Below are 21,639 nucleotides of genomic sequence, written 5' to 3'. Positions count from 1 at the left end.
TTACTCAAAAATAAGAAAAATTGTTAAAAAATAAATGGATAAGAGACTTTTGTCTTCTTAAACCTAGAAAAAACTACATCAAGCCCTTTTTCTTTAAGGTAATCACGGTTATTTCTGGCCATATCCCCACACGGCCTGGATATCCTAAAAACCCAAACCCCCTATTCACATTAATAAATTGCCCCAATTCTTTGTACACCCCCGCCCAATAGGTATAGCGCCATTGGACTGGGCTCCACTTTAGCCAGCCAGGTATTTCTATGCCAAACTGCATGCCGTGGGTGTGCCCGCTTAAGGTTAAATGGTAGTGGTAATCGTCTTTTAGTACTATATCTTCCCAATGACTTGGGTCATGGCTCAATAATATTTTAAAATCGTCTTTTTTAATATTCTTTGCCGCTTTCGTTAAATCACCTGCCTTTTTGAAGCCACCCCTACCCCAATTTTCAACACCTAGAAGCGCAATTTTATCCGTTCCCCTTGTCAAGTATCTACTGTCATTTAAAAGCAAATCAAAACCTATTTCTTTTTGTAGTTGTTTTAAATCTTCTAGATTCTGTTCTTTTTCTTCCTCCGAGTCCCAGTCCACATAATCACCATAATCATGATTCCCCAAAATAGAATATTTACCATCTTTAGCCTCAAGGGTAGCAAATAAATCTTTCCAAGGGTGCATTTCTTCGGTCTTATTATTGACCAAATCTCCTGTAAAAAAAAGCACATCACTCTGTTGCTTATTGATCAAGTCTATGGCATAGGCTATTTTCTCTCGATTATCGAAACTACCGCTATGCACATCAGAAATCTGAGTGATTTGGTAGCCATCAAAAGCATCTGGCAGATCCTCAAACTCTAAGGAATATTTTAAGACTTTAAAATTATACTTGCCTTTATACATCCCGAAAATCAAAGCTCCAAAAGGCACCGCTGCAATACCTAAGGCAATTAAACTTAGAAAACTACGGCGTTCCGGAAATGTGAAGGTTTTTTCTATTCCGAAAAATTTCTGATAAAGGCCTGACAAAAACCTAAAAATATCCTCGGAGAACAAAAACACTACCGTAATAAGGTTAAACGTAATCATCGCCAACATAAAACCAAAAGCATAGCTTCTAGGAACACTTAAAACTTTACCATCACTAGCGCCAAAAGTAAATTGGTATATAAAATTTCCCAACACTAAAAAGAATAGCGCTAGATACACAAAGTGTACCCAAGGAAATCGCGAGGCCGTTTTTAAAGCCTGTAAGGTATAGACCCCTAAGGCGAAATAAAGAATAATAAAAAAGATCCAGCGTAGCATTTTTTTTTACAAAGGTATTTGTATTTCAGAAAAAAGAGACTTCATTTGCTATTTATTTGACCTTATGTACAACTTCTTGTATTAAACTAAGGTCTGAAATAATTTTTTTATCCTCCTGAAAAAAATTTAAAGAACTCATGGGTAATCGCGGTAAATTTGCATTTTTAGGATAAAATTTGGTGCCTGATAAATGTAGGGCTTTAAATCCCTTCTCCTTAAATGCAAGAGCATTAGCACTATTAATTCCACTACCAACCATAATGGTGCAATCGGTAGCTTTTTGCTGCAATTGCCAAAGTAAATTAAAACCATCTATAGCTTTTTGCTCTTGGCCTGAAGTTAAAATACAATCTACTCCAAGGTCTTCTAATTGATATAAGGCTTCAAAAGGATCTATTATCCAATCAAAAGCTCTGTGAAAAGTAAATTTTAAATGTTTCGAGGCCTTTTTCAAAATGGCTGTTCGCTTTAGATCTAAAGTTAGGTTTTGATTTAAAACTCCTGCAACAATACCGTCACAACCTAAATCAATACATAACTGAATATCGTGAAGCATACTTTCAAATTCTGCCTGGTCATAGGTAAAATCGCCACTTCTTGGCCGAATTAGCACATGAATGGGAATATTAATTTGTTCTTTTACCGTTTTGATAAAGCCAAAAGAAGGAGTTATACCGCCTAGACCTAATTCTGCACACAATTCTATTCTGTCTGCTCCAGCTTTCTCCGCATTCAAAGCAGATTCTAACGAATTAGCGCAAACTTCTACTAACATTTTGGTATATTTTAGCCCCTAAAGTAAGGAAGACAAAACTATCTTGCAACGAAGAAAATTTATATAATCTTCGTAGTTTTGAAATTCTTGAATAAGTTCCTTCAATAAGAAATACAATGGCAGAACAAAAAAGACTTTTTTTACTCGATGCGTATGCATTAATTTTTCGCGGCTATTACGCATTAATTAAAAATCCAAGAATAAACTCTAAAGGCATGGATACTTCTGCTATTATGGGGTTTATGAATTCGCTTTTAGATGTTATTCGAAGAGAAAAACCAGATCACCTCGCCGTGTGTTTTGACAAAGGCGGAAGCACAGAACGCACTGAGCTTTTTCCTGAATACAAAGCCAATCGTTCTGAAACACCCGATGCTATCCGGATCGCTATTCCGTATATCCAAGATATTCTAAAAGCCATGCATATACCGGTTGTTGTATTAGAAGGTTGGGAAGCCGATGATATTATTGGTACACTTGCAAAACAGGCCGAAAAAGAAGATTATAAAGTGTTCATGGTTACTCCCGATAAAGATTTTGGGCAGTTGGTTTCTGAAAATATATTTATGTATCGCCCTGCAAGAATGGGTAACGGAATAGAAATTTGGGGAATTCCAGAAATTCAAAAACGTTTTGGTGTAGAGCGCCCAGAACAGGTCATTGATTATTTAGGAATGATGGGCGATGCCAGTGATAATATTCCTGGATTGCCTGGTGTGGGTGAAAAAACTGCCAAAAAATTCCTTGAAGAATTCGGCACTATGGAGAATCTTTTAGCAAATACCGATAAGCTAAAAGGTAAAATGAAAGAAAAAGTAGCCGAAAATGCCGAATTGGGTTTACTTTCAAAAAAGTTAGCCACGATTTGTATTGATTGTGATGTAACTTTTAATGCCAAAGATTATGAACTTTCAACACCAGATGCTGAAAAAGTACAAATCCTTTTTGAAGAATTAGAGTTTAGACGACTAAAAGATCAGTTTTTAAAGCTATTCTCTGGTGAAGACACCGAAACAGCGACACAAGTAACCAGTACACCTACCGCAAGAGCTCAAGTAAAAGAAGCCGGTGGCGGACAATTTTCATTATTTGGCGGAGACCCAAATACCGCTGCTGAGACCATACAAGAATACTCCAGCAGAAAAACGATTAAAGACGTATCGCATGTGTATCAAAGTATAGCACCCGGTATGGGAATGACACTATTTTTAAAAAACTTACTACAACAAACATCGGTTTGTTTTGATACAGAAACCACAGGTTTAGATCCGCTAACCGCAGAATTAGTAGGCATTGCATTTTCTTGGGAAGCTTTTAAAGGATACTACATTCCCTTTCCAGAAGATCAGTCAGAAGTTCAAAAAATCATAGAAGAATTACGCCCTTTCTTTGAAAACGAAGCCATAGAAAAAATAGGTCAAAATTTAAAATATGATATTAAAGTTTTAGACAAATACAAGGTATCTGTAAAAGGAAAATGCTTCGATACCATGCTAGCACATTACCTGATAAATCCTGATATGCGCCATAATATGGAAGTACTAGCCGAAACCTATTTAAACTATACGCCTGTTTCCATCACCGAATTAATCGGAAAAAAAGGAAAAAATCAACTAAACATGCGCGAAGTTCCCTTGGAAAAGCAAACGGAATATGCGGTGGAAGATGCTGATGTTACCTTTCAATTAGCCCAACATTTTAAGCCAGAACTCACCGAGGCTAAAACCGAAGATCTATTTAATAACATTGAAATTCCATTGTTACATGTTTTAGCGGATATGGAATTAGAAGGTATTAATTTGGATGAGAAATTTCTTAACTCACTTTCTGAAGATTTGAATAATGACATCAAAAACTTGGAAACCAACATTTACGAGCAAGCGGGTGAGGAATTTAATATAGCGTCTCCAAAACAATTAGGTGATATTTTATTTGATAAACTAAAACTAATAGCCAAACCTAAAAAAACAAAAACAGGCCAGTATTCTACAGCAGAAGATGTGCTTTCGTATTTGGCTAAAGATCATGACATCATTAAAAATGTTTTAGAATATAGAGGTTTAAGCAAGCTCAAAAGCACCTACGTAGACGCTTTACCTGATCAAGTAGCGCCAAGTACTGGACGTGTGCACACCGATTACATGCAAACTGTCGCCGCAACTGGTCGTTTAAGTAGTAACAATCCAAACCTTCAAAACATCCCTATTCGAACAGAACGCGGAAGACAAGTTCGGAAAGCTTTTGTTCCAAGAGATGAAAATTACACCTTACTTGCTGCTGATTATTCTCAAATTGAACTCCGAATTATTGCCGCATTAAGCGAAGAAACGACCATGATTGAAGCTTTTAAAAATGGTGAAGATATTCACGCTTCCACAGCTTCAAAAGTATTTAATGTTCCTATTGACCAGGTTACTCGTGAACAAAGAAGCAATGCTAAAACAGTAAATTTCGGGATCATCTACGGAGTTTCCGCATTCGGACTAAGCAATCAGACAGACTTATCCAGAGCAGAATCAAAAGATTTGATAGATACCTATTATAAAACCTACCCAAAATTGAGAAATTACATGAGTGAGCTTGTTGATTTTGCGCGTGACAACGGGTATGTGCAAACGGTTTTAGGCAGGCGCAGGTATTTAAAGGATATTAACGGTAGTAATGCTATAGTTCGTGGCGCAGCAGAGCGAAACGCTGTAAATGCTCCGATTCAAGGGAGCGCCGCTGATATTATAAAAATCGCGATGATTAACATCCACAAAAAATTAGTGGCTGGTTCGTATAAAACAAAAATGCTTTTACAAGTACATGATGAATTGGTTTTTGACGTATATAAACCCGAGCTTGAAGAAATGAAAACACTTATCAAAGCAGAGATGGAAAACGCCTACATCCTTAGTGTTCCTTTGGATGTAGAAATAGGTGTTGGAGAAAATTGGCTGGAGGCTCATTAAAAAAAGTCAAGATTTTTGGCTCTTGACTTTTGTTCTTAACTCCTATGTTTCCCTAAACCTTAGCCCGTAGGCCGAGCTTTTTGGGAACTTAATATATTGGTATCGTCGTATTTCTTTATTGTTTAATAAAGATTGCTTTGGTACCTGCTAAATTATCTTCATCGAGAACTTCACCAGGAATCGTCAAGGTATTACCGTCGATTTCAATAGTCACTGTTTCAATGCTTCCACTCGTATCAATAAAAGAAAGTTGATCTCCATTCAATTCCCAAACACCAGAAGTCATGATAACATTACTCGGACATTCAATCAACAAGCCCGTTCCACCTAGATTGACATCTCTTCCGGTCTCGGTAAAATCTCTATAAGAAGCCGTTACTGTTTGGTCGCTTTTAAAGTCGTAGCTCAGAATATCACATCCAGAGGCCACCAAATTCATTAAAATGTCATTAATTAAATTCACATTCCCGGTAGCGTTAGCAGTATCTAACTCAGAAAACTCCCAAACTCCTACCAAATTTGATGCTATCATAGCATCCTCATTTTTATCTTCAGAACATGAAAGGCTAAGTGTTGCACATACCATAGCGGCTAAAATAATTCGTTTCATTACAAGTATATTTACAATTCAGAATAACAAACGAAATAATCACCTTATTATTACAAGCGAAATTATAAATTATAAGTAGTATCAAAAAAGTTTAGCGCATTTTCATGTGAATTCAAAGACCTAAAAACAAAGACTTTAAAAAAAAAAGAATAATTTAGAAACAAGTATTTGCAATTCAAGTTTATTAATGTACATTTGCACCCCAATAAACGGGATTTAAGTGTTTAATAAATAAAAAAATACTGTGGACACATTAACTTACAAAACAATTTCCGCGAACAAAGCAACTGTTGATAAACAATGGGTGTTGGTTGATGCTGAAGGACAAACATTAGGTCGTTTTGCTTCGAAAGTTGCAAAGATATTAAGAGGAAAATACAAGCCAAGCTTTACACCGCACGTAGATTGTGGAGATAATGTAGTAGTTATCAACGCAGAAAAAATAAACTTAACTGGCAATAAGTGGGCAACTAAAACTTATGTACGCCATACTGGTTATCCAGGCGGACAAAGATTTCAAACTGCTTCTGAAGCTTTAGCTAAAAACCCAATAAGCATCGTTGAACGATCTGTAAAGGGTATGCTTCCAAAAAACAGATTAGGTGCTGCGATTTTTCGTAATTTAAAAGTTTACGAAGGTGCTCAACACGGTCAGGAAGCTCAGAAACCAACTGTTATTAATTTAAACGACCTTAAATAATGGACGTAATTCACAAAATAGGAAGAAGAAAAACGGCTGTTGCTCGTGTATATCTTTCAGATGGTGATGGTAAAATTACTATCAACAAAAAAGACTTAGCTGTATATTTTCCTACAGCAACATTACAGTATAAAGTAAAGCAAGCTTTTACTTTGACTAACACGAATGACACGTACAATGTAAATGTAAATGTTTTTGGTGGGGGTATTACTGGTCAAGCTGAAGCGATTCGTTTAGCTTTATCTAGAGCTTTATGCGAAATAGACGCAGAAAACAGATTGATTTTGAAACCAGAAGGTTTACTTACAAGAGACCCTAGAATGGTTGAACGTAAGAAATTTGGTCAGAAGAAAGCTCGTAAGAAATTCCAGTTCTCTAAACGTTAATACACTACTGAAATTAATTCAGTACATTATAAAATTAAAAGGTGCTATGCAAGTAGCACCTTTTATAAGTTCATTGAAAATCTAATCCGAAGACTTCGGAATCTAGATTAAATTTAAAAATCAAGTTGTTGTTGTCCAGAAGGCATACAGCTTTTTGGAAACTAGTTTAGCATCTAAATATTGGAGGCCACAAAAAAAAAACGTGCCACTCCTTTATTGCTAATTCAACAGAACGTAAACTAAGTACAAAAAAATGGCAAACAAAATTGAAGTAAAAGACCTTTTAGAGGCAGGTGTACATTTTGGTCACCTTACAAGAAAATGGAATCCGAACATGGCTCCTTACATCTACATGGAGCGTAACGGTATTCACGTTATCAATCTTTACAAAACAGCTGCAAAATTAGAAGAAGCTAATGAAGCTTTAAAAAAAATAGCGGCGTCCGGTAGAAAAATTCTTTTCGTTGCGACTAAAAAGCAAGCAAAAGATATCGTTTCTGAAAAAGTATCAAAAGTAAACATGCCGTACATCACAGAAAGATGGCCAGGTGGAATGTTAACCAACTTTGTAACTATTCGTAAGGCTGTTAAAAAAATGGCTACTATTGATAGAATGAAAAAAGACGGTACATTCTTGACCTTATCTAAGAAAGAACGTCTTCAAGTTGATCGTTTACGTGCAAAATTAGAAAAGAACTTAGGTTCTATTTCTGAAATGACACGTTTACCAGGTGCTTTATTTATTGTCGATACCATGCGTGAGCACATTGCCGTAAAAGAAGCTATCAAATTAAAAATTCCAATTTTCGCTATGGCAGATACGAACTCTGATCCGCGATTATTAGACTATATTATTCCATCTAACGATGATGCTTCAAAATCTATCGAGGCTATTTTAACACACGTTACTGACGCTATTGCTGAAGGTTTATCTGAACGTAAATCAGAGAAGCAATCAGGAAAAGAAGGTGGCGACGAAGAAAAAGCTCCAAAAAAGAAAAAAGCTGAAGTAAAAGAAGTTGCTAAGAAAGATGAGGATACCAAAACAGAGGCTCCAGCTAAGAAAAAAGCTGACGTTCAAGCAGATGACTTAACAAAAGTTGAAGGTATTGGTCCAAAAATTTCTCAAATATTTCAAGATTCAGGGATTACCACTTTTGCTAAATTAGCAGCAAAATCAGAAGATGATTTAAAAGAAATTTTAGAAGAAGCTGGTCCAAAATTTGTATCTAAAAATCCTGCTTCATGGCCAAAACAAGCTAAAATGGCTGCTGAAGGAAAATGGGACGAATTAAAAGAGTGGCAAGATAAGGCCAAAGGTGGTATCGAAGAATAGTCTTCGGCCCCCTATGGACTAAAAAGCAATTACAACCTCTTCTACAAGAGGGCTAAAAAATAATACTAATTTAAGATTCCCGCTTAGGCGGGAATTATAAAAAAGAAATAAAAGATGGTAAAAATTACCGCCGCAGAAGTAAATAAATTAAGACAAGCCACTGGAGCTGGAATGATGGATTGCAAAAATGCTTTAGTTGAAGCTGAAGGAGATTTTGACAAAGCTATTGATGTGCTTCGTAAAAAAGGACAAAAAGTTGCAGCAAAAAGAGCAGATAGAGAAAACACAGAAGGTGCCGCTATTGCAAAAGTAAATGCAGACCACACTTCTGGCGTTGCCATTGTTTTAGGTTGTGAAACTGATTTCGTGGGTAAAAACGAAAACTTCGTAGCCTTAGCGAACGAACTTGCTGAAAAAGCACTTCATTTTGATACTAAGGAAGCCTTTTTAGCATCAGATTTTGGTGGCATGACGGTTGCTGATAAATTAGTAGAACAAACTGGTGTTATTGGTGAAAAATTAGACATTACTGCTTTTGAAAAATTAGAAGCACCTTATGTTGGTAGTTATGTGCATATCAACAAAATTGCGGCTTTAGTAGGTTTAACTTCAAAGAACGAAGAAGTAGGTAAAGATGTGGCTATGCAAATCGCTTCTATGGGCGCTACTACCTTATCTTACAAGGATTTTGACGCTGATTTTGTTGCTTCAGAAACTGAAGCTAGAATCGCAGTCATTGAAAAAGAGAATGAAGAACTAGGAAGATTAGGTAAAACACTTAAAAATGTTCCTCATTATATTTCTATGAGTCAATTAAGCCCAGCGGTTATGGCTAAAGCTGAAGAAGCTGCAAAAGCTGAATTAAAAGCTGAAGGTAAACCAGAGCAAATTTGGGATAAAATTTTACCTGGGAAAATGGAACGTTTTATATCTGATAATACTACTTTAGATCAGGAACAATGTTTATTAGATCAGAATTTTATTAAAGATGACAAAATAAATGTAGCTACGTATGTATCCTCTGCACAAGATGGTTTAGCAGTAACTTCGTTTAAACGTGTTACCTTAGGATAATATCAAACAAAATACATATTTAAAAAGCCGTTTTACTTTTCAGTAAAACGGCTTTTTTATTTTACAACAACTGTATACAACCTCAAGAACCGAAAAAACGTAGATACTTAACATCCTACTTGGCCTATCCTGAACAAGCCTAAAAAAATAAATAACCACCAGAGCTTATTAATTCGCAAGTCATTTAGCTACGCTTACTTTCCTAAAACAAAAAAGACCATCCCAAATCATGAGACAGTCTTTCTTATAATCATTTGTAACAAAATTTATCCTTTCATCCAAGCTTCACGCAGGGCTAATTGCGCTGGTGTAGCGTTCTGGACTGGAACAATAGTTTTAGTTTTCAACGTGGGTGATCCTACCTTTCCCTTCAAGCTTAGCTCCGTATCATCACGCATTACAACCATGGTAATTTCTTTTTCTGGTGTCCAACCAAAACTCTGACCAATAATGGGTCGAATGCTTTCTAAAGTAATAGCCGCACCATCTATACTTTTAATTACATCACCGCCCTGTACCCCAAGATCAACTAAAAAACTATTCAATTCTATGCCCTCACGAACATATATAGCATCGTTGTTGTCTGCATCAACATCAATAAAAGGAACTTGTCCTTGCAAAAAGTATCCACTTTGTTCTACCTTAGTCCCCATTTCTAAACCAACTTTTGCTAAATACTTGGTGTAATCGATGGGTTCTTCTCCCAGCACATGAGTTTTAAAAAACAAGCCAATTTCTGGATAGGTCATGCTTACCACTTCAGCAAACAAGTCAGCATCTTTAAAAGGTTTGTTTTCACCATACCTACTGGATAATTCTTTTAACAACCAGAGTACGCTTTTTTCTCCATTACTTAAATCTCGTAAACTAATATCAAGTGCCATATTAATTAATGCCCCCTTTTCATAGACGTTCCCGTAATTTGCTTTGTAGGGTTCTTCCAAGACATTTTTACTCATCATGGTAAAAGACATACTATCATCATAGCTCTTGGCATTATTTATTTTACCCATAATGCGATTATAAAAATCAGCCTCTTCAATTAAACCTTGTTGAATTTGAAAAAGATTAGCAAAATATTCTGTGGTACCTTCATACATCCAAAGGTGTTGCGACATTTTAGGATCGTTAAAATCAAAGTACTTAATTTCTTCAGAATGCACACTTAAAGGCGTTACGATATGAAAAAACTCGTGCGAAACAACATCTACCATTGCTTGCTCTAATCGTTCTTTATCCATTTGCTCTGGTAAAACAACCACTGTAGACGTATGGTGTTCTAAAGCACCAAACCCATTGGCATCATTTTCTATTTTAGACAAGTACAATAAAATAGTGTATTGTTGGGTGCTATTGACATTTCCTAAAAATGCTTTTTGAGCCGTCATCATATTTAACATGCTCTCTTTTAAATCACTAGCTTTATAAATACCCGTTGGAGAATATACACTCAAATTCACAGTGATACCACTTACTTCAAAGGAAACCACATCGGATTTCGCATATAGGATAGGATTATCTGTCACTTCAAAATAACGCGAGGCGTAAAATGCATCTTCATCACTCGTTACAGTTGCATTATTTAATGCTTTTAAAGATGTTGTCGCTGTTAAATTTGTCGGTTTTTTTATAAAAATTTCATAGGCTGCTTCTTCTAAGTTTTCAAAATAGCCTACAAACCCATGAAGATTTAGCATAAAGTTTTCTCCTTTCAAGATATTAGTTCCTGCTGGAGAAAATACAGCCTCTTCCTGTTCTGCTTCACTGTCATACGTATCGTTTACATAGTACGATATTCGATCCAAACTTTTACCGTTACTGATTTTCCATGTATTCTCATCCGTTTTAGAAACACTTAATTCAGCACCTTTATAATCAAACGCTTTAAAACTCTCGATATACTTTCCGTAATTATCTGTGCTATAAGTTCCAGGAACAGTTTTTGGGATATAAAAAGAAACTTCATCGCTTGTAAATGCCCCTGGATCTAAAGCCACTAATACTTTATCATCATTGACATTCACTAAATCCATACTCACTTTTATGGCTACTTTATCTGCTGTTTTAATATTCTTTGTAATCCCACAACTAACAAGTAATAGTAATAGGGAGAGAAATGAACTAACTTTTTTCATTGATCTATTCTTTTTTGTATTAATATCTAATTAAGCTTAACTTATTTTCTGGCAAGATTATAAAATATAAATTAGATGAGCTTTACTTTTCAGAAAGATTTAGCAATAGAATTATTAGTATATCGGCTATTGTCATAATTATTTTTGATTATTTTTGCTAGAGCTTAACTAAATCAAACATAAAATGAACCATTAAAAGTTTATACGTGTTTTATTGATGTGGTCAAGAAATGTAGGGACCACTCATTTTTTATTATGCCGCTACGGAAACTATTATAAAAAAGCTTTACTTTATTGAAAAGGGGGTAAAGAGAATAGCCAAAGGCCAAGCCGGCGGAAAATTATTTAAATTAAACACAAACTATGCATTACAAACGAATTCTTTTAAAATTGAGTGGAGAAGCCTTAATGGGAGAAAAGCAATATGGCATTGATCCCGCTAGGTTATCTGAATACGCCGAGGACATTAAACAGGTGGTCGACAAAGGTATTGAGGTAGCCATAGTTATAGGAGGTGGAAACATTTTTAGAGGACTCTCTGGAGCTAGTAATGGTATGGATCGTGTTCAGGGTGATCATATGGGAATGCTAGCAACTGTTATCAATGGCCTTGCCCTACAAAGTGCCTTAGAAGAAAAAGGAATTCAAACTAGATTACAATCGGCTATACAAATTAATGAGGTCGCAGAGCCTTTTATCCGCAGGCGCGCCATGCGACACTTGGAAAAAGGAAGAGTTGTTATTTTTGGCGGAGGCACAGGAAATCCATATTTTACAACAGATTCAGCCGCCGTATTGCGTGCCATAGAAATTGAAGCTGATGTGATTTTAAAAGGAACTCGTGTTGATGGTATTTATACTTCGGATCCAGAAAAAGATAAAACAGCAACAAAATTTGATACCATTTCTTTTAAAGATGTACTTAGCAAAGGCTTAAAAGTTATGGATACTACCGCCTTTACCTTAAGTCAAGAAAATGAATTACCCATTGTAGTTTTCGATATGAATAAAAAAGGCAATTTATTGCGATTAGTTTCAGGAGAAAATATTGGTACTGTTGTTGATAATTAGGCATTAATTTATAGTTAGCATTTTTTAAAATTAGCATACAATGAACGAAGAAATTACATTTATTTTAGACAGCACAAAAGAGAGCATGAACGGGTCCATTGACCATTTAATAAAGGCCTTTACAAAAATTAGAGCAGGTAAAGCAAACCCTATTATGCTGTCAAGTGTCATGGTCGATTACTATGGCTCACAAACACCGCTAAGCCAAGTAGCAAACGTGGCAACCCCAGATGCGAGAACCCTAACTGTGCAGCCTTGGGAAAAAAAGATGCTTCAAGAAATTGAAAAGGCAATTCAAATAGCGAACCTAGGTTTTAACCCTATGAACAATGGTGACTTTATCATTATAAGTGTACCACCATTAACCGAAGAGCGCAGAAAAGATTTAGCGAAACAAGCCAAAGGAGAAGCCGAAGATGCTAAAATCGGAATTAGAAATGCGAGGCAAGAAGCCAATAAAGAAATTAGGGGTCTTGATGATGCCTCAGAAGATTTAAAGAAGAATGCAGAAGCTGATGTGCAAGAATTAACAAATAATTTTACAAGAAAAATTGAAGAGGTTTTAGCCGTTAAAGAAGCTGAAATAATGAAAGTTTAAAAAACTTTTAGTACAATTAAAGTAAAAAAGCAGCTATGGGCTGCTTTTTTTATTCCTAACCTCTCTTTTTTATTATTTATGAGGTATTCAGAGGCGTGTTTTATACAAATACACATAATCATTTTCTACCTTTGCAAGAATAGTAAAATAGAGCATGGTTACAAAAATAACGAAGGGTTTTTGGGCAAAAACTGCAAACATTATTCTTAGAAATAGAATAATAATTCTTTTAATCATTACGGGTATTACCATTTTTTTAGCCTTACAATGGGATAAAATGCGTTTTTCTAGCTCCCAAGCTAACCTACTACCAGATCATCACGAAGTAAATGTACAATACCAATCCTTTCTAAAAACCTTTGGTGAAGAAGGTAATATTGTGGTTTTAGCTATTAAAGACAGTAGCTTATTTACCCCTGAAAAGTTTAATCGCTGGAATAAATTAAGCAAGCAATTAGATGCTTTTCCAGAAGTAGATTTTGTGTTGTCAACCGATAATTTACAAGAATTAGTAAAAGACAGCCTGAAACAAGAGTTTGTCCTAAAACCCTTTATTCAAGAAGAGCCAAAGACGAAGACCCAAATTGATAGTTTAGCATCACACTTGTTCAATGATTTACCCTTTTATGAAGATTTACTGTATAACAAGCAAACAAAAACAATCCGAACCCTTGTTTATTTAGATAAAGATATCATCAATACATCTGCTCGAAAAGATTTTATTTTAGAAGATTTACAAAGTTTAATTGAGGTATTTGAAGAAGAAACAGAAATGAATGTATACGTTTCTGGTATGCCCTATATCAGAACAATGAATTCTCAAAGCATCATCAATGAAATAAGTAAATTTATCCTTGCCGCTTTAGGCGTCACTTCGCTTATATTTTTCTTGTTCTTTAGAAGCTTTAGAGCAACATTTATATCCATGTGCGTTGTGATTATTGGAGTGATGTGGGCCTTTGGTATTTTAGGATTATTACAATACGAGATTACAGTTTTAACTGCGTTAATTCCTCCTTTGATTATTGTTATTGGCATTCCGAACTGTATTTTTTTAATAAACAAATACCAGCAAGAGGTTAAAAAACACGGTAATCAGGCCCTTTCTTTACAGCGGGTTATCTCGAAAATTGGAAATGCAACCTTGATGACCAATATTACGACTGCCTCAGGTTTTGCGACATTTATTATCACTGACAGTCAACTTTTAAAGGAATTTGGAATTGTAGCTTCTATAAACATCATTGGGATATTTGTACTTTCTTTATTAGTCATACCCATTGTCTATAGCTTTATGCCATTGCCAAAAACCAAGCATTTAAAACACCTGAACAAAAAATGGATTGATGGCTTTGTAAATTGGATGGAGCACATTGTCCGTGAAAAAAGAATATCGGTTTATGTGGTTTCTATAGTTCTTTTGGTCGTGAGTATTATCGGTATTTATCAAATTGATATTTCAGGAAGTCCTATAGAAGACATGCCCAAGAATGCAGAATTCTTTCAAGATATTCGTTTTTTTGAAGAAGAGTTTGACGGCATTATGCCCGTAGAAATTGTAGTAGATACCAAAAGAAAAAATGGCGTATTAAAGGCTCCCACTTTAAAAAAAATTGATGAACTAAGTCAAGTTGTTCATGAAATTCCTGAATTATCAAGACCTGTTTCCGTGGTCGATTTGGTAAAGTATTCCAAACAAGCCTTCTATAACGGCATTCCTAAATACTACCAATTACCTACGAGTCAAGAAAATACGTTTATCATGGATGTGGCTAGAAAATCGGCAGATAACGGTAATTTATTGAAGAGTTTTGTCGATTCTACAGGACAAACCGCACGGATTACTACCTTCATGAAAGACGTAAAAACCGATAGAATGGAAGCCATCGAAGCCAAACTTCAAGAAAACATTAGCAAGATATTTCCCTCAGATCGTTTCAATGTATATATGACGGGTAGTGCCCTTATTTTTTTAAAGGGAACCAAGTATCTGGTCAATAACTTAATTTTATCTTTAGCCTTAGCCATAGGACTTATTGCCTTATTTATGGCGTATTTGTTTCGCTCGTTTAGGATGATCATCATTTCATTAATTCCGAACCTATTGCCTTTAGTCATTACCGCAGGCTTGATGGGCTATGTAGGGGTCCCCATAAAACCTTCGACCATTTTGGTATTCAGTATTGCTTTTGGTATTTCTGTTGATGATACCATTCACTTTCTCGCCAAGTATAGGCAAGAGTTAACCGCTAATCAATGGCGAATTAAGAAATCGGTATACGCAGCACTAAGAGAAACAGGCGTCAGTATGTTTTATACCTCAATTGTATTGTTCTTTGGATTCTCAGTCTTTGCCATTTCTAGCTTTGGTGGTACTGTAGCATTAGGTACTTTAGTTTCTGCAACCTTACTTTTTGCCATGTTATCTAATTTAATTTTATTACCCTCTTTATTACTTTCATTAGAACGCAACATTGCCAATAAAAAGGTGCTTAAAGAACCACAAATAGATATTTTACCAAAAAATGAGGAATTAGAATAAAAACCAAAAGAATAGCTACCTCTCCAAAATATCAATTTTATCAAAAAGGCTATCTTTGCGCCTATAAAACACCATAAAACACATGAAATCGAATAGCATAAAAGAATTACTTTCTACAAAACATCTTTTACAAGAAGTGACAATCAAAGGTTGGGTAAAAACATTCAGAAGCAATAGATTTATTGCACTTAATGACGGTTCTACCTTAAATAATATGCAATGTGTTGTAGCTTTTGAGAATTTTGATGAAGCTTTGTTAAGAAAAGTTACTACAGGCGCTGCGCTACAGATTAAAGGTACCTTGGTAGAAAGTCAAGGGAGAGGGCAAAGCTTAGAAATACAAGTAAATGAGCTCATAGTTTTAGGAACTTCTGACCCTGATACCTACCCTATTCAACCCAAAAAACATTCTTTAGAATTTTTAAGGGAAAAAGCACATTTAAGAGTGCGTACCAATACGTTTGCCGCTGTAATGCGCCTACGCTCAGCCTTATCTTTTGCCGTACACCAGTACTTTCAAAAGAATGGTTTTTATAATGTTCATACACCCATTATCACTGGTTCTGATGCCGAAGGTGCTGGGGAAATGTTTAGAGTATCGACCTTAGATCAAAAGAAACCACCCTTAAATGAAGATGGAAGCATTAATTTTAAAGAAGATTTTTTTGGAAAAGAAACCAACCTGACGGTTTCAGGGCAATTAGAAGCAGAAACCTATGCCATGGCTTTGGGGAAAGTGTATACTTTTGGTCCTACGTTTAGGGCTGAAAACTCTAACACATCGCGCCATTTAGCAGAATTTTGGATGATTGAACCCGAGGTTGCTTTTAATGATTTAGATGCCAACATGGATTTAGCAGAAGATTTCATTAAAGAAGTAATTACTTATGTGCTTGACAATTGTCAGGAAGATTTACAATTTTTAGAGCAACGCTTGTTAGAGGAAGAAAAGACAAAACCTCAGATAGAACGCAGTGATATGGCGCTTATCGAAAAATTAAAATTTGTAACTGAAAATAACTTTAAAAGAGTCTCCTATACCGAAGCCATTGATATTTTAAAGAACAGTACTCCAAATAAAAAGAAAAAATTTCAATATCCGATTGAAGATTGGGGAACAGATTTACAAAGTGAACACGAACGCTATTTGGTAGAAAAACACTTTAAATGTCCGGTCATCTTATTTGATTATCCTGCAAAAATAAAAGCATTTTACATGCGTTTAAATGAAGATGGAAAAACAGTTAGAGCTATGGATATTCTTTTTCCTGGAATTGGCGAAATAGTGGGCGGCTCCCAACGTGAAGAACGTTTAGACGTTTTACAAGAAAAGATGAAAGCCTTGGATATTGACGAAAAAGAACTTTGGTGGTATCTTGATTTAAGAAGATTTGGATCTGCAGTACATAGTGGTTTTGGCTTAGGTTTTGAACGTTTAGTGCTTTTTACTACAGGAATGGGCAATATTAGAGACGTTATTCCTTTCCCGAGAACGCCACAGAATGCCGAGTTTTAAAAATAGAAAGTATATTCATCAAAATATCTTAAATTTATACGTAAGAATAGAACCTATACATGCTTAAACAATATTTATCATTTAAATTATCGCAAAAGCTCTCTCCACAACAGATTCAATTGATGAAACTGATTCAACTGCCTACACAGGCTTTTGAACAACGTTTAAAACAAGAATTGGAAGAAAATCCTGCTTTGGAAACAGGAAAAGAAGAGTTAGATAATTTTGATGATGACTATGAGGATGATGTTTACAATGACGAGTCAGATAGCGATAGTATTAATGCGGAAGATATCAATATAGATGAATATTTAAGCGATGATGAAATTCCAGAGTATAGAACCCAAGTAAATAATTATAGTGCCGATGATGAAGAAAAGACGGTACCTTACGCAGCAGGAATTTCTTTTAATCAATATTTAATCAATCAATTAAATACCTTTTATTTGAGTGACGAGGAATGGTTTATTGCCGAATTTCTTGTAGGTAGTATCGATGAAAGCGGCTATATAAGAAGGGCTATTCCTGATATTTTAGATGATTTGGCTTTTACACAAAACATCTACACTGACGAAGGTGCAATTCGAAAAATATTAAAAATAGTTCAAGAATTAGATCCTCCTGGGGTGGGAGCCACTTCTTTAGAAGAGTGTTTAATTATTCAATTAAAACGCAAAGAACTAAATCCGAGTGTTGAGCTAGCCATTCAAATTTTAGAAAAATCTTTTGAACAGTTTACCAAAAAACATTACCAAAAACTACTACAAAAACACAACATTACCGAAGAAGAACTTAAAAATTCAATTTCAGAAATAGAAAAGTTAAACCCTAAACCTGGTGGGTCGTATTCTGGAGGAAATACAAGAATGGTAGAACACATTGTGCCTGATTTTTCTATTAAAATTGTAGATGGCGAACTAGAGTTAACCTTGAATGGTAGAAATGCTCCTGAGCTTCATATCTCTAAAGATTATAACAATATGTTAGAGGGCTATAAGAATGCGAAAGAAAAATCTAAAGCCCAGAAAGATACCGTACAATTTATCAAACAAAAATTAGATGCTGCGAAATGGTTTATTGACGCTATAAAACAGCGACAGCAAACACTTTTTGTTACCATGAATACCATCATGCACTATCAAAAGGAATATTTTTTGTCGGGTGATGAGCGCAAGCTCCGCCCAATGATTTTGAAAGATATTGCCGATAAAATTGATATGGATGTTTCTACGGTTTCTAGAGTGGCTAATAGCAAATATGTGGACACCCCCTATGGCACCAAATTAATTAAAGAGTATTTTTCAGAATCTATGAAAAATGACCAGGGTGAAGATGTATCGACTAAGGAAATAAAGAAAATTTTAGAAACCGTAATAGGAGAAGAAACAAAAAGAAAACCACTTACGGATGACAAATTAGCCGATATTTTAAAAGAAAAAGGATATCCTATTGCACGAAGAACGGTTGCTAAGTACAGAGAGCAACTTAGTATTCCTGTAGCTCGAATGCGTAAAGAAATTTAATGAAAGTTTTTTATAAGATTATTTCCTATGTCTTTCATCCTATATTCATTCCAATTTATGGTACGCTAAGCTATTTTTTAGTCAGTAAAAAATACACCACGTTTGCAATGAAAATTGGCAACCTACTTCCTATTTTTATTCTCACCGTTATGGTACCGATAATTTGTTTCTTAATCCTTAGAAATATGGGTTTTGTAAATTCAGTTTTTTTTCCCAGTACCAAGGCACGTAAGTATCCCCTTTTTATTAGCTTGGTGTTGCTTTTAATGATCGTTTATAAGGTAATTCCATACAACTATACCGCTGAACTGTATTATTTCTTTATTGGACTTATTATTGCCTTGTTCACCTACCTCATGTTGCTGTTTGTAAAATTCAAAGGAAGTCTTCACATGTTGGGCATCGGCACCTTAACCATGTACCTGATTAATTTAAGTATTCATTTTGAAATTAATCTTACCTTTTCTATTAGTTTGCTCATTTTGATGGCAGGACTCATAGCTTCTTCAAGGTTATACTTTAGAGCTCATACTACCATAACACTTGTTACCGGTCTGATCATTGGGATCGTTTCACAATTTATTACGATACCTTATTGGTTATAACAAGTAAAAAATTAAGCCAATTCTAAGCGGTTTAAGCGATAAACTTTCTCCAGTATCAAGTACTGTATTGTCTTTCATAAAGTCGCTTAAAGCATAGTATAAATGCAAATTAAAGGTATTGTAACCTACATTAAGCATTAAACCATATTGAAATTTTTCAATATCCGAGTTTGAAAAACTAGTTTTACCCGCATCTGTTACAAGTTTTGATAAATTACTAAAGTTATAATTGAACTTAAGGCCCGAATACATCCGAAAAAATTTATACCTATTTCGGGTGGCATTACGCCAACGGAATTCTAATGGCAATTCTAAACTATGGGTTTGAAATTTACTTCTGTTATAATCAAAATCATCTTCGGCAAATTGATAGCTTATCATACCATTAGCCTTGGTGCTTATGATATTTGAATAATACGAATTCACCGCATAGCCCAAACCAATACCTAAAGCCACCCTCCCATTCGTCGTTAAAGGAATATCTCTTATGAGCCCCAGCTGCAAACCATAGGAAAAATTGCGCTGAAAAACAGCATTAGGTTTATCCCCTAGCAGATTATAATGAAGCCCCAAATAAATTTGGTCTTCTAAGTAATTAGAGCTTACTACCGATGTGTTTTCTTCGATTTGTGCAAAACACAGCATGGGAATGCTTAGAAAAAAAAAACATATTAATTTCTTCATCATCCAAAGATATTAAAATAAACTAGATTCAAAACGGCATATAAACCTAAAAGATGTGTAGGTCGCCCCCAAGGGTTCGCCAGAAAAATAGACTAAATTTAAGGATGTATTTTAGTAGATTTTCAGGGGTCTTAAGTTTACTTTTTAAAATAGAATAGTACTAAAAAAAAACGCTTCAAATAAAAATTTGAAGCGTTTATACTTTTTGAAAGAAATATTGATTATCTATTTAGATTATCAAATGCGTCACCTTCGAAGGTTGTATAATTAATTTTCAGCGCATTCACTTTTCTTAACTCTTCTTTTATATCCGAAATAATACCCATGTTGGCATTTTTATCAACTTTCAATGAAGTAGTTAAAACGTTTTGCAAATCTTCTGATTTTTTTGCTCTTTCTGCTAAAATGTAAGGACCAACTTCAGATGGACTTGAGAACTTATCATTCAACTGAATTTTAGCCTCTTTCCCAAAAACCTTTTGATACTCATCAGTAGGTGCCCCTACATAAATAGTAATCACTTGATCCTTTTTTTCTAATTTCTTAGTTTCACTTGCTTTTGGAAGTTCATTTTGAACTTTAACAGAGGTATCTTTCATAACCGTTACGGTCATAAAGAAAAACAGTAACATAAAAACAATATCTGGAAGCGAGGCTGTATTCACTGCCGGAACCGCTGCATCTTTCTTTTTGTTAAATTTTGACATATTTTTTCTTTTTAACTTTTTCGATTAATTACCTGTAGAGGTTTCAGCTTCAGAAAACTTTTGAGGAAATAACTCTTGAATTCTTTTAATTCGCTCTTTAAGAACCTCTTTTCTTTCGTCTGGAGTTTCTTGGTTCGAATATTCTGCTTCCATTTCCGTAAAATTACGCTTATACAAGCGCTGTGCCTCTCTGTTACGCAATTCATTATACGCACCTACAATCTCGTTTTGAACCGTGATATAGACATTGTATTTGGTTTCCCTATCATTCTTTAAAGAGATAATAGCCTTGTCAGGATTATCGGAAGATGTTTCATCTCTTTTACCCTGACAATAGTTGCAATATTCTTCAGTGCCACTAGCAGCCCCTCCATTATCTAAAAAAGCAATTGCTTTTTCTCTTAACTCTTTAATATCTGTTAGTTCATCCTCAACTAAAAGCCGTCCATCTCTATTGATATTAACAGTAAAAATATTCTTCTGCTTAATAATAACCTCCGGTTGATCCGTTTCATCAATTGGCGGTAACATACGATCCAAACCAGCATCTGTTTCGATAGTCGTAGTTACTAAGAAAAAGATAAGTAATAAGAAAGCGATGTCAGCCATAGAACCGGCATTAACCTCTGGTGGTGCTCCTCTTCTTGGCATAATAGTTTACTTTTATTTGTTAAACATTTTTTTAATTCCCGGAACAACCATTGCTCCTACCGCGATGATAGTTAAGATAAAGAAGATATTTAAGAAAGTTCCGATATTTTTAACCGTGCTCTCATCAGCCTCTAAACCCTTAGCTCTCATAGCGTCTAAATCAACATCAGTTCCAGAAGCTGCGAAGTAAGAAATGATGGCTACTACCACTAAACCTCCAACGCCAATCAATGTTCTTTTTAAACCTTCTGGTGAAGAAAAAACATTCTTTAATCCGAAAAACAAGCTCACAACTACCGCAAAAGCTAATAGGATAAATGTAATTATGAACATAAAGTTCATAGAACTACTCCCAATTGCTTCAGAGGGCATCATATCGCCACTTGGCATCTGTGTCCATAATATGAAGCCTGCAATACTGAGAACTATTAATATTATTTTTATTATTTTATGCATTTTACTTGGTATT

The 21,639-nt window shown here is 35.1% G+C and carries 19 protein-coding genes; 11 read left to right on the top strand and 8 right to left on the bottom strand.

The genetic code is table 11. The features are described from left to right. Window positions 1–73: 73 nt before the first annotated feature. Entirely contained in the window at window positions 74–1,303 is a 1,230-nt protein-coding gene (locus GQ45_RS13915; protein WP_047418915.1) for a metallophosphoesterase, read from the bottom strand. 52 nt (window positions 1,304–1,355) lie between these two features. Beyond that, on the bottom strand, window positions 1,356–2,078 hold the full coding sequence (locus tag GQ45_RS13910; RefSeq protein ID WP_047418913.1) for a copper homeostasis protein CutC: 723 nt from the start codon (window positions 2,076–2,078) through the stop codon (window positions 1,356–1,358). Between the two features lie 116 nt (window positions 2,079–2,194). Between GQ45_RS13910 and polA the strand changes: the two genes are divergently transcribed. After that, complete coding sequence (gene polA / locus GQ45_RS13905; protein WP_047418912.1) at window positions 2,195–5,032, top strand: DNA polymerase I; 2,838 nt, start codon at window positions 2,195–2,197, stop codon at window positions 5,030–5,032. A gap of 115 nt (window positions 5,033–5,147) precedes the next feature. Here the strand turns inward: polA and GQ45_RS13900 are convergent, their stop codons facing one another. Next, the gene (locus GQ45_RS13900; RefSeq protein ID WP_047418911.1) at window positions 5,148–5,642 is read right to left on the bottom strand and encodes a lipocalin family protein; all 495 of its coding nucleotides are present in this window, start codon (window positions 5,640–5,642) and stop codon (window positions 5,148–5,150) included. 244 nt (window positions 5,643–5,886) lie between these two features. Here GQ45_RS13900 and rplM point away from each other — a divergent pair, with 244 nt between their 5' ends. The 4 genes from rplM to tsf all read left to right on the top strand — a co-directional run bounded on the left by rplM (window position 5,887) and on the right by tsf (window position 9,138). Then, entirely contained in the window at window positions 5,887–6,342 is a 456-nt protein-coding gene (gene rplM / locus GQ45_RS13895) for a 50S ribosomal protein L13 (RefSeq protein WP_047418910.1), read from the top strand. Beyond that, on the top strand, window positions 6,342–6,728 hold the full coding sequence (gene rpsI / locus GQ45_RS13890) for a 30S ribosomal protein S9 (protein ID WP_047418908.1): 387 nt from the start codon (window positions 6,342–6,344) through the stop codon (window positions 6,726–6,728). Before rplM ends, rpsI begins: the two co-directional genes overlap by 1 nt. A 253-nt stretch (window positions 6,729–6,981) precedes the next feature. Next, the gene (gene rpsB / locus GQ45_RS13885) at window positions 6,982–8,064 is read left to right on the top strand and encodes a 30S ribosomal protein S2 (protein WP_047418907.1); all 1,083 of its coding nucleotides are present in this window, start codon (window positions 6,982–6,984) and stop codon (window positions 8,062–8,064) included. Between the two features lie 114 nt (window positions 8,065–8,178). Continuing rightward, on the top strand, window positions 8,179–9,138 hold the full coding sequence (tsf, locus tag GQ45_RS13880) for a translation elongation factor Ts (RefSeq protein WP_047418906.1): 960 nt from the start codon (window positions 8,179–8,181) through the stop codon (window positions 9,136–9,138). Window positions 9,139–9,404: 266 nt separating this feature from the next. On the opposite strand, the gene GQ45_RS13875 is transcribed toward tsf, so the two are convergent. Further along, a complete protein-coding gene (locus tag GQ45_RS13875; RefSeq protein ID WP_047418905.1) occupies window positions 9,405–11,273 on the bottom strand; it encodes a peptidase M61 in 1,869 nt (622 codons plus the stop codon). Window positions 11,274–11,636: 363 nt separating this feature from the next. Between GQ45_RS13875 and pyrH the strand changes: the two genes are divergently transcribed. The 6 genes from pyrH (at window position 11,637) to GQ45_RS13845 (ending at window position 19,128) form a co-directional block, all read left to right on the top strand. Beyond that, window positions 11,637–12,344, top strand: coding sequence for a UMP kinase (pyrH, locus tag GQ45_RS13870; protein ID WP_047418904.1), 708 nt, complete (start codon window positions 11,637–11,639; stop codon window positions 12,342–12,344). A 40-nt stretch (window positions 12,345–12,384) separates the two neighbouring features. Continuing rightward, window positions 12,385–12,942 (top strand): ribosome recycling factor, encoded by a 558-nt coding sequence (gene frr / locus GQ45_RS13865; protein ID WP_047418903.1) that lies wholly within the window; start codon window positions 12,385–12,387, stop codon window positions 12,940–12,942. A gap of 154 nt (window positions 12,943–13,096) precedes the next feature. Continuing rightward, window positions 13,097–15,484 (top strand): RND family transporter, encoded by a 2,388-nt coding sequence (locus GQ45_RS13860; RefSeq protein WP_047418902.1) that lies wholly within the window; start codon window positions 13,097–13,099, stop codon window positions 15,482–15,484. 82 nt (window positions 15,485–15,566) lie between these two features. Continuing rightward, window positions 15,567–17,000, top strand: coding sequence for an asparagine--tRNA ligase (gene asnS / locus GQ45_RS13855; RefSeq protein WP_047418901.1), 1,434 nt, complete (start codon window positions 15,567–15,569; stop codon window positions 16,998–17,000). Between the two features lie 59 nt (window positions 17,001–17,059). After that, on the top strand, window positions 17,060–18,523 hold the full coding sequence (gene rpoN, locus GQ45_RS13850; protein WP_047418900.1) for an RNA polymerase factor sigma-54: 1,464 nt from the start codon (window positions 17,060–17,062) through the stop codon (window positions 18,521–18,523). Further along, window positions 18,523–19,128, top strand: coding sequence for a hypothetical protein (locus GQ45_RS13845; protein WP_047418899.1), 606 nt, complete (start codon window positions 18,523–18,525; stop codon window positions 19,126–19,128). The genes rpoN and GQ45_RS13845 overlap by 1 nt, the downstream gene beginning before the upstream one ends. Here the strand turns inward: GQ45_RS13845 and GQ45_RS13840 are convergent. The 4 genes from GQ45_RS13840 to GQ45_RS13825 all read right to left on the bottom strand — a co-directional run bounded on the left by GQ45_RS13840 (window position 19,123) and on the right by GQ45_RS13825 (window position 21,626). Further along, entirely contained in the window at window positions 19,123–19,815 is a 693-nt protein-coding gene (locus tag GQ45_RS13840; RefSeq protein WP_047418898.1) for a porin family protein, read from the bottom strand. The two genes, GQ45_RS13845 and GQ45_RS13840, sit on opposite strands and share 6 nt — an antisense overlap. 218 nt (window positions 19,816–20,033) lie before the next feature. Continuing rightward, on the bottom strand, window positions 20,034–20,519 hold the full coding sequence (locus tag GQ45_RS13835; RefSeq protein ID WP_047418897.1) for a biopolymer transporter ExbD: 486 nt from the start codon (window positions 20,517–20,519) through the stop codon (window positions 20,034–20,036). A gap of 24 nt (window positions 20,520–20,543) precedes the next feature. Next, on the bottom strand, window positions 20,544–21,170 hold the full coding sequence (locus GQ45_RS13830) for a biopolymer transporter ExbD (protein ID WP_047418896.1): 627 nt from the start codon (window positions 21,168–21,170) through the stop codon (window positions 20,544–20,546). 12 nt (window positions 21,171–21,182) lie between these two features. Next, a complete protein-coding gene (locus GQ45_RS13825) occupies window positions 21,183–21,626 on the bottom strand; it encodes a hypothetical protein (protein WP_047418895.1) in 444 nt (147 codons plus the stop codon). Window positions 21,627–21,639: the final 13 nt, after the last annotated feature.

The organism is Cellulophaga sp. Hel_I_12, from assembly GCF_000799565.1.
In the GTDB taxonomy this organism is placed as follows: domain Bacteria; phylum Bacteroidota; class Bacteroidia; order Flavobacteriales; family Flavobacteriaceae; genus Cellulophaga.
Note: the sequence above shows the minus strand (reverse complement) of the source record. Positions and strands in the feature narration are given on the sequence as shown.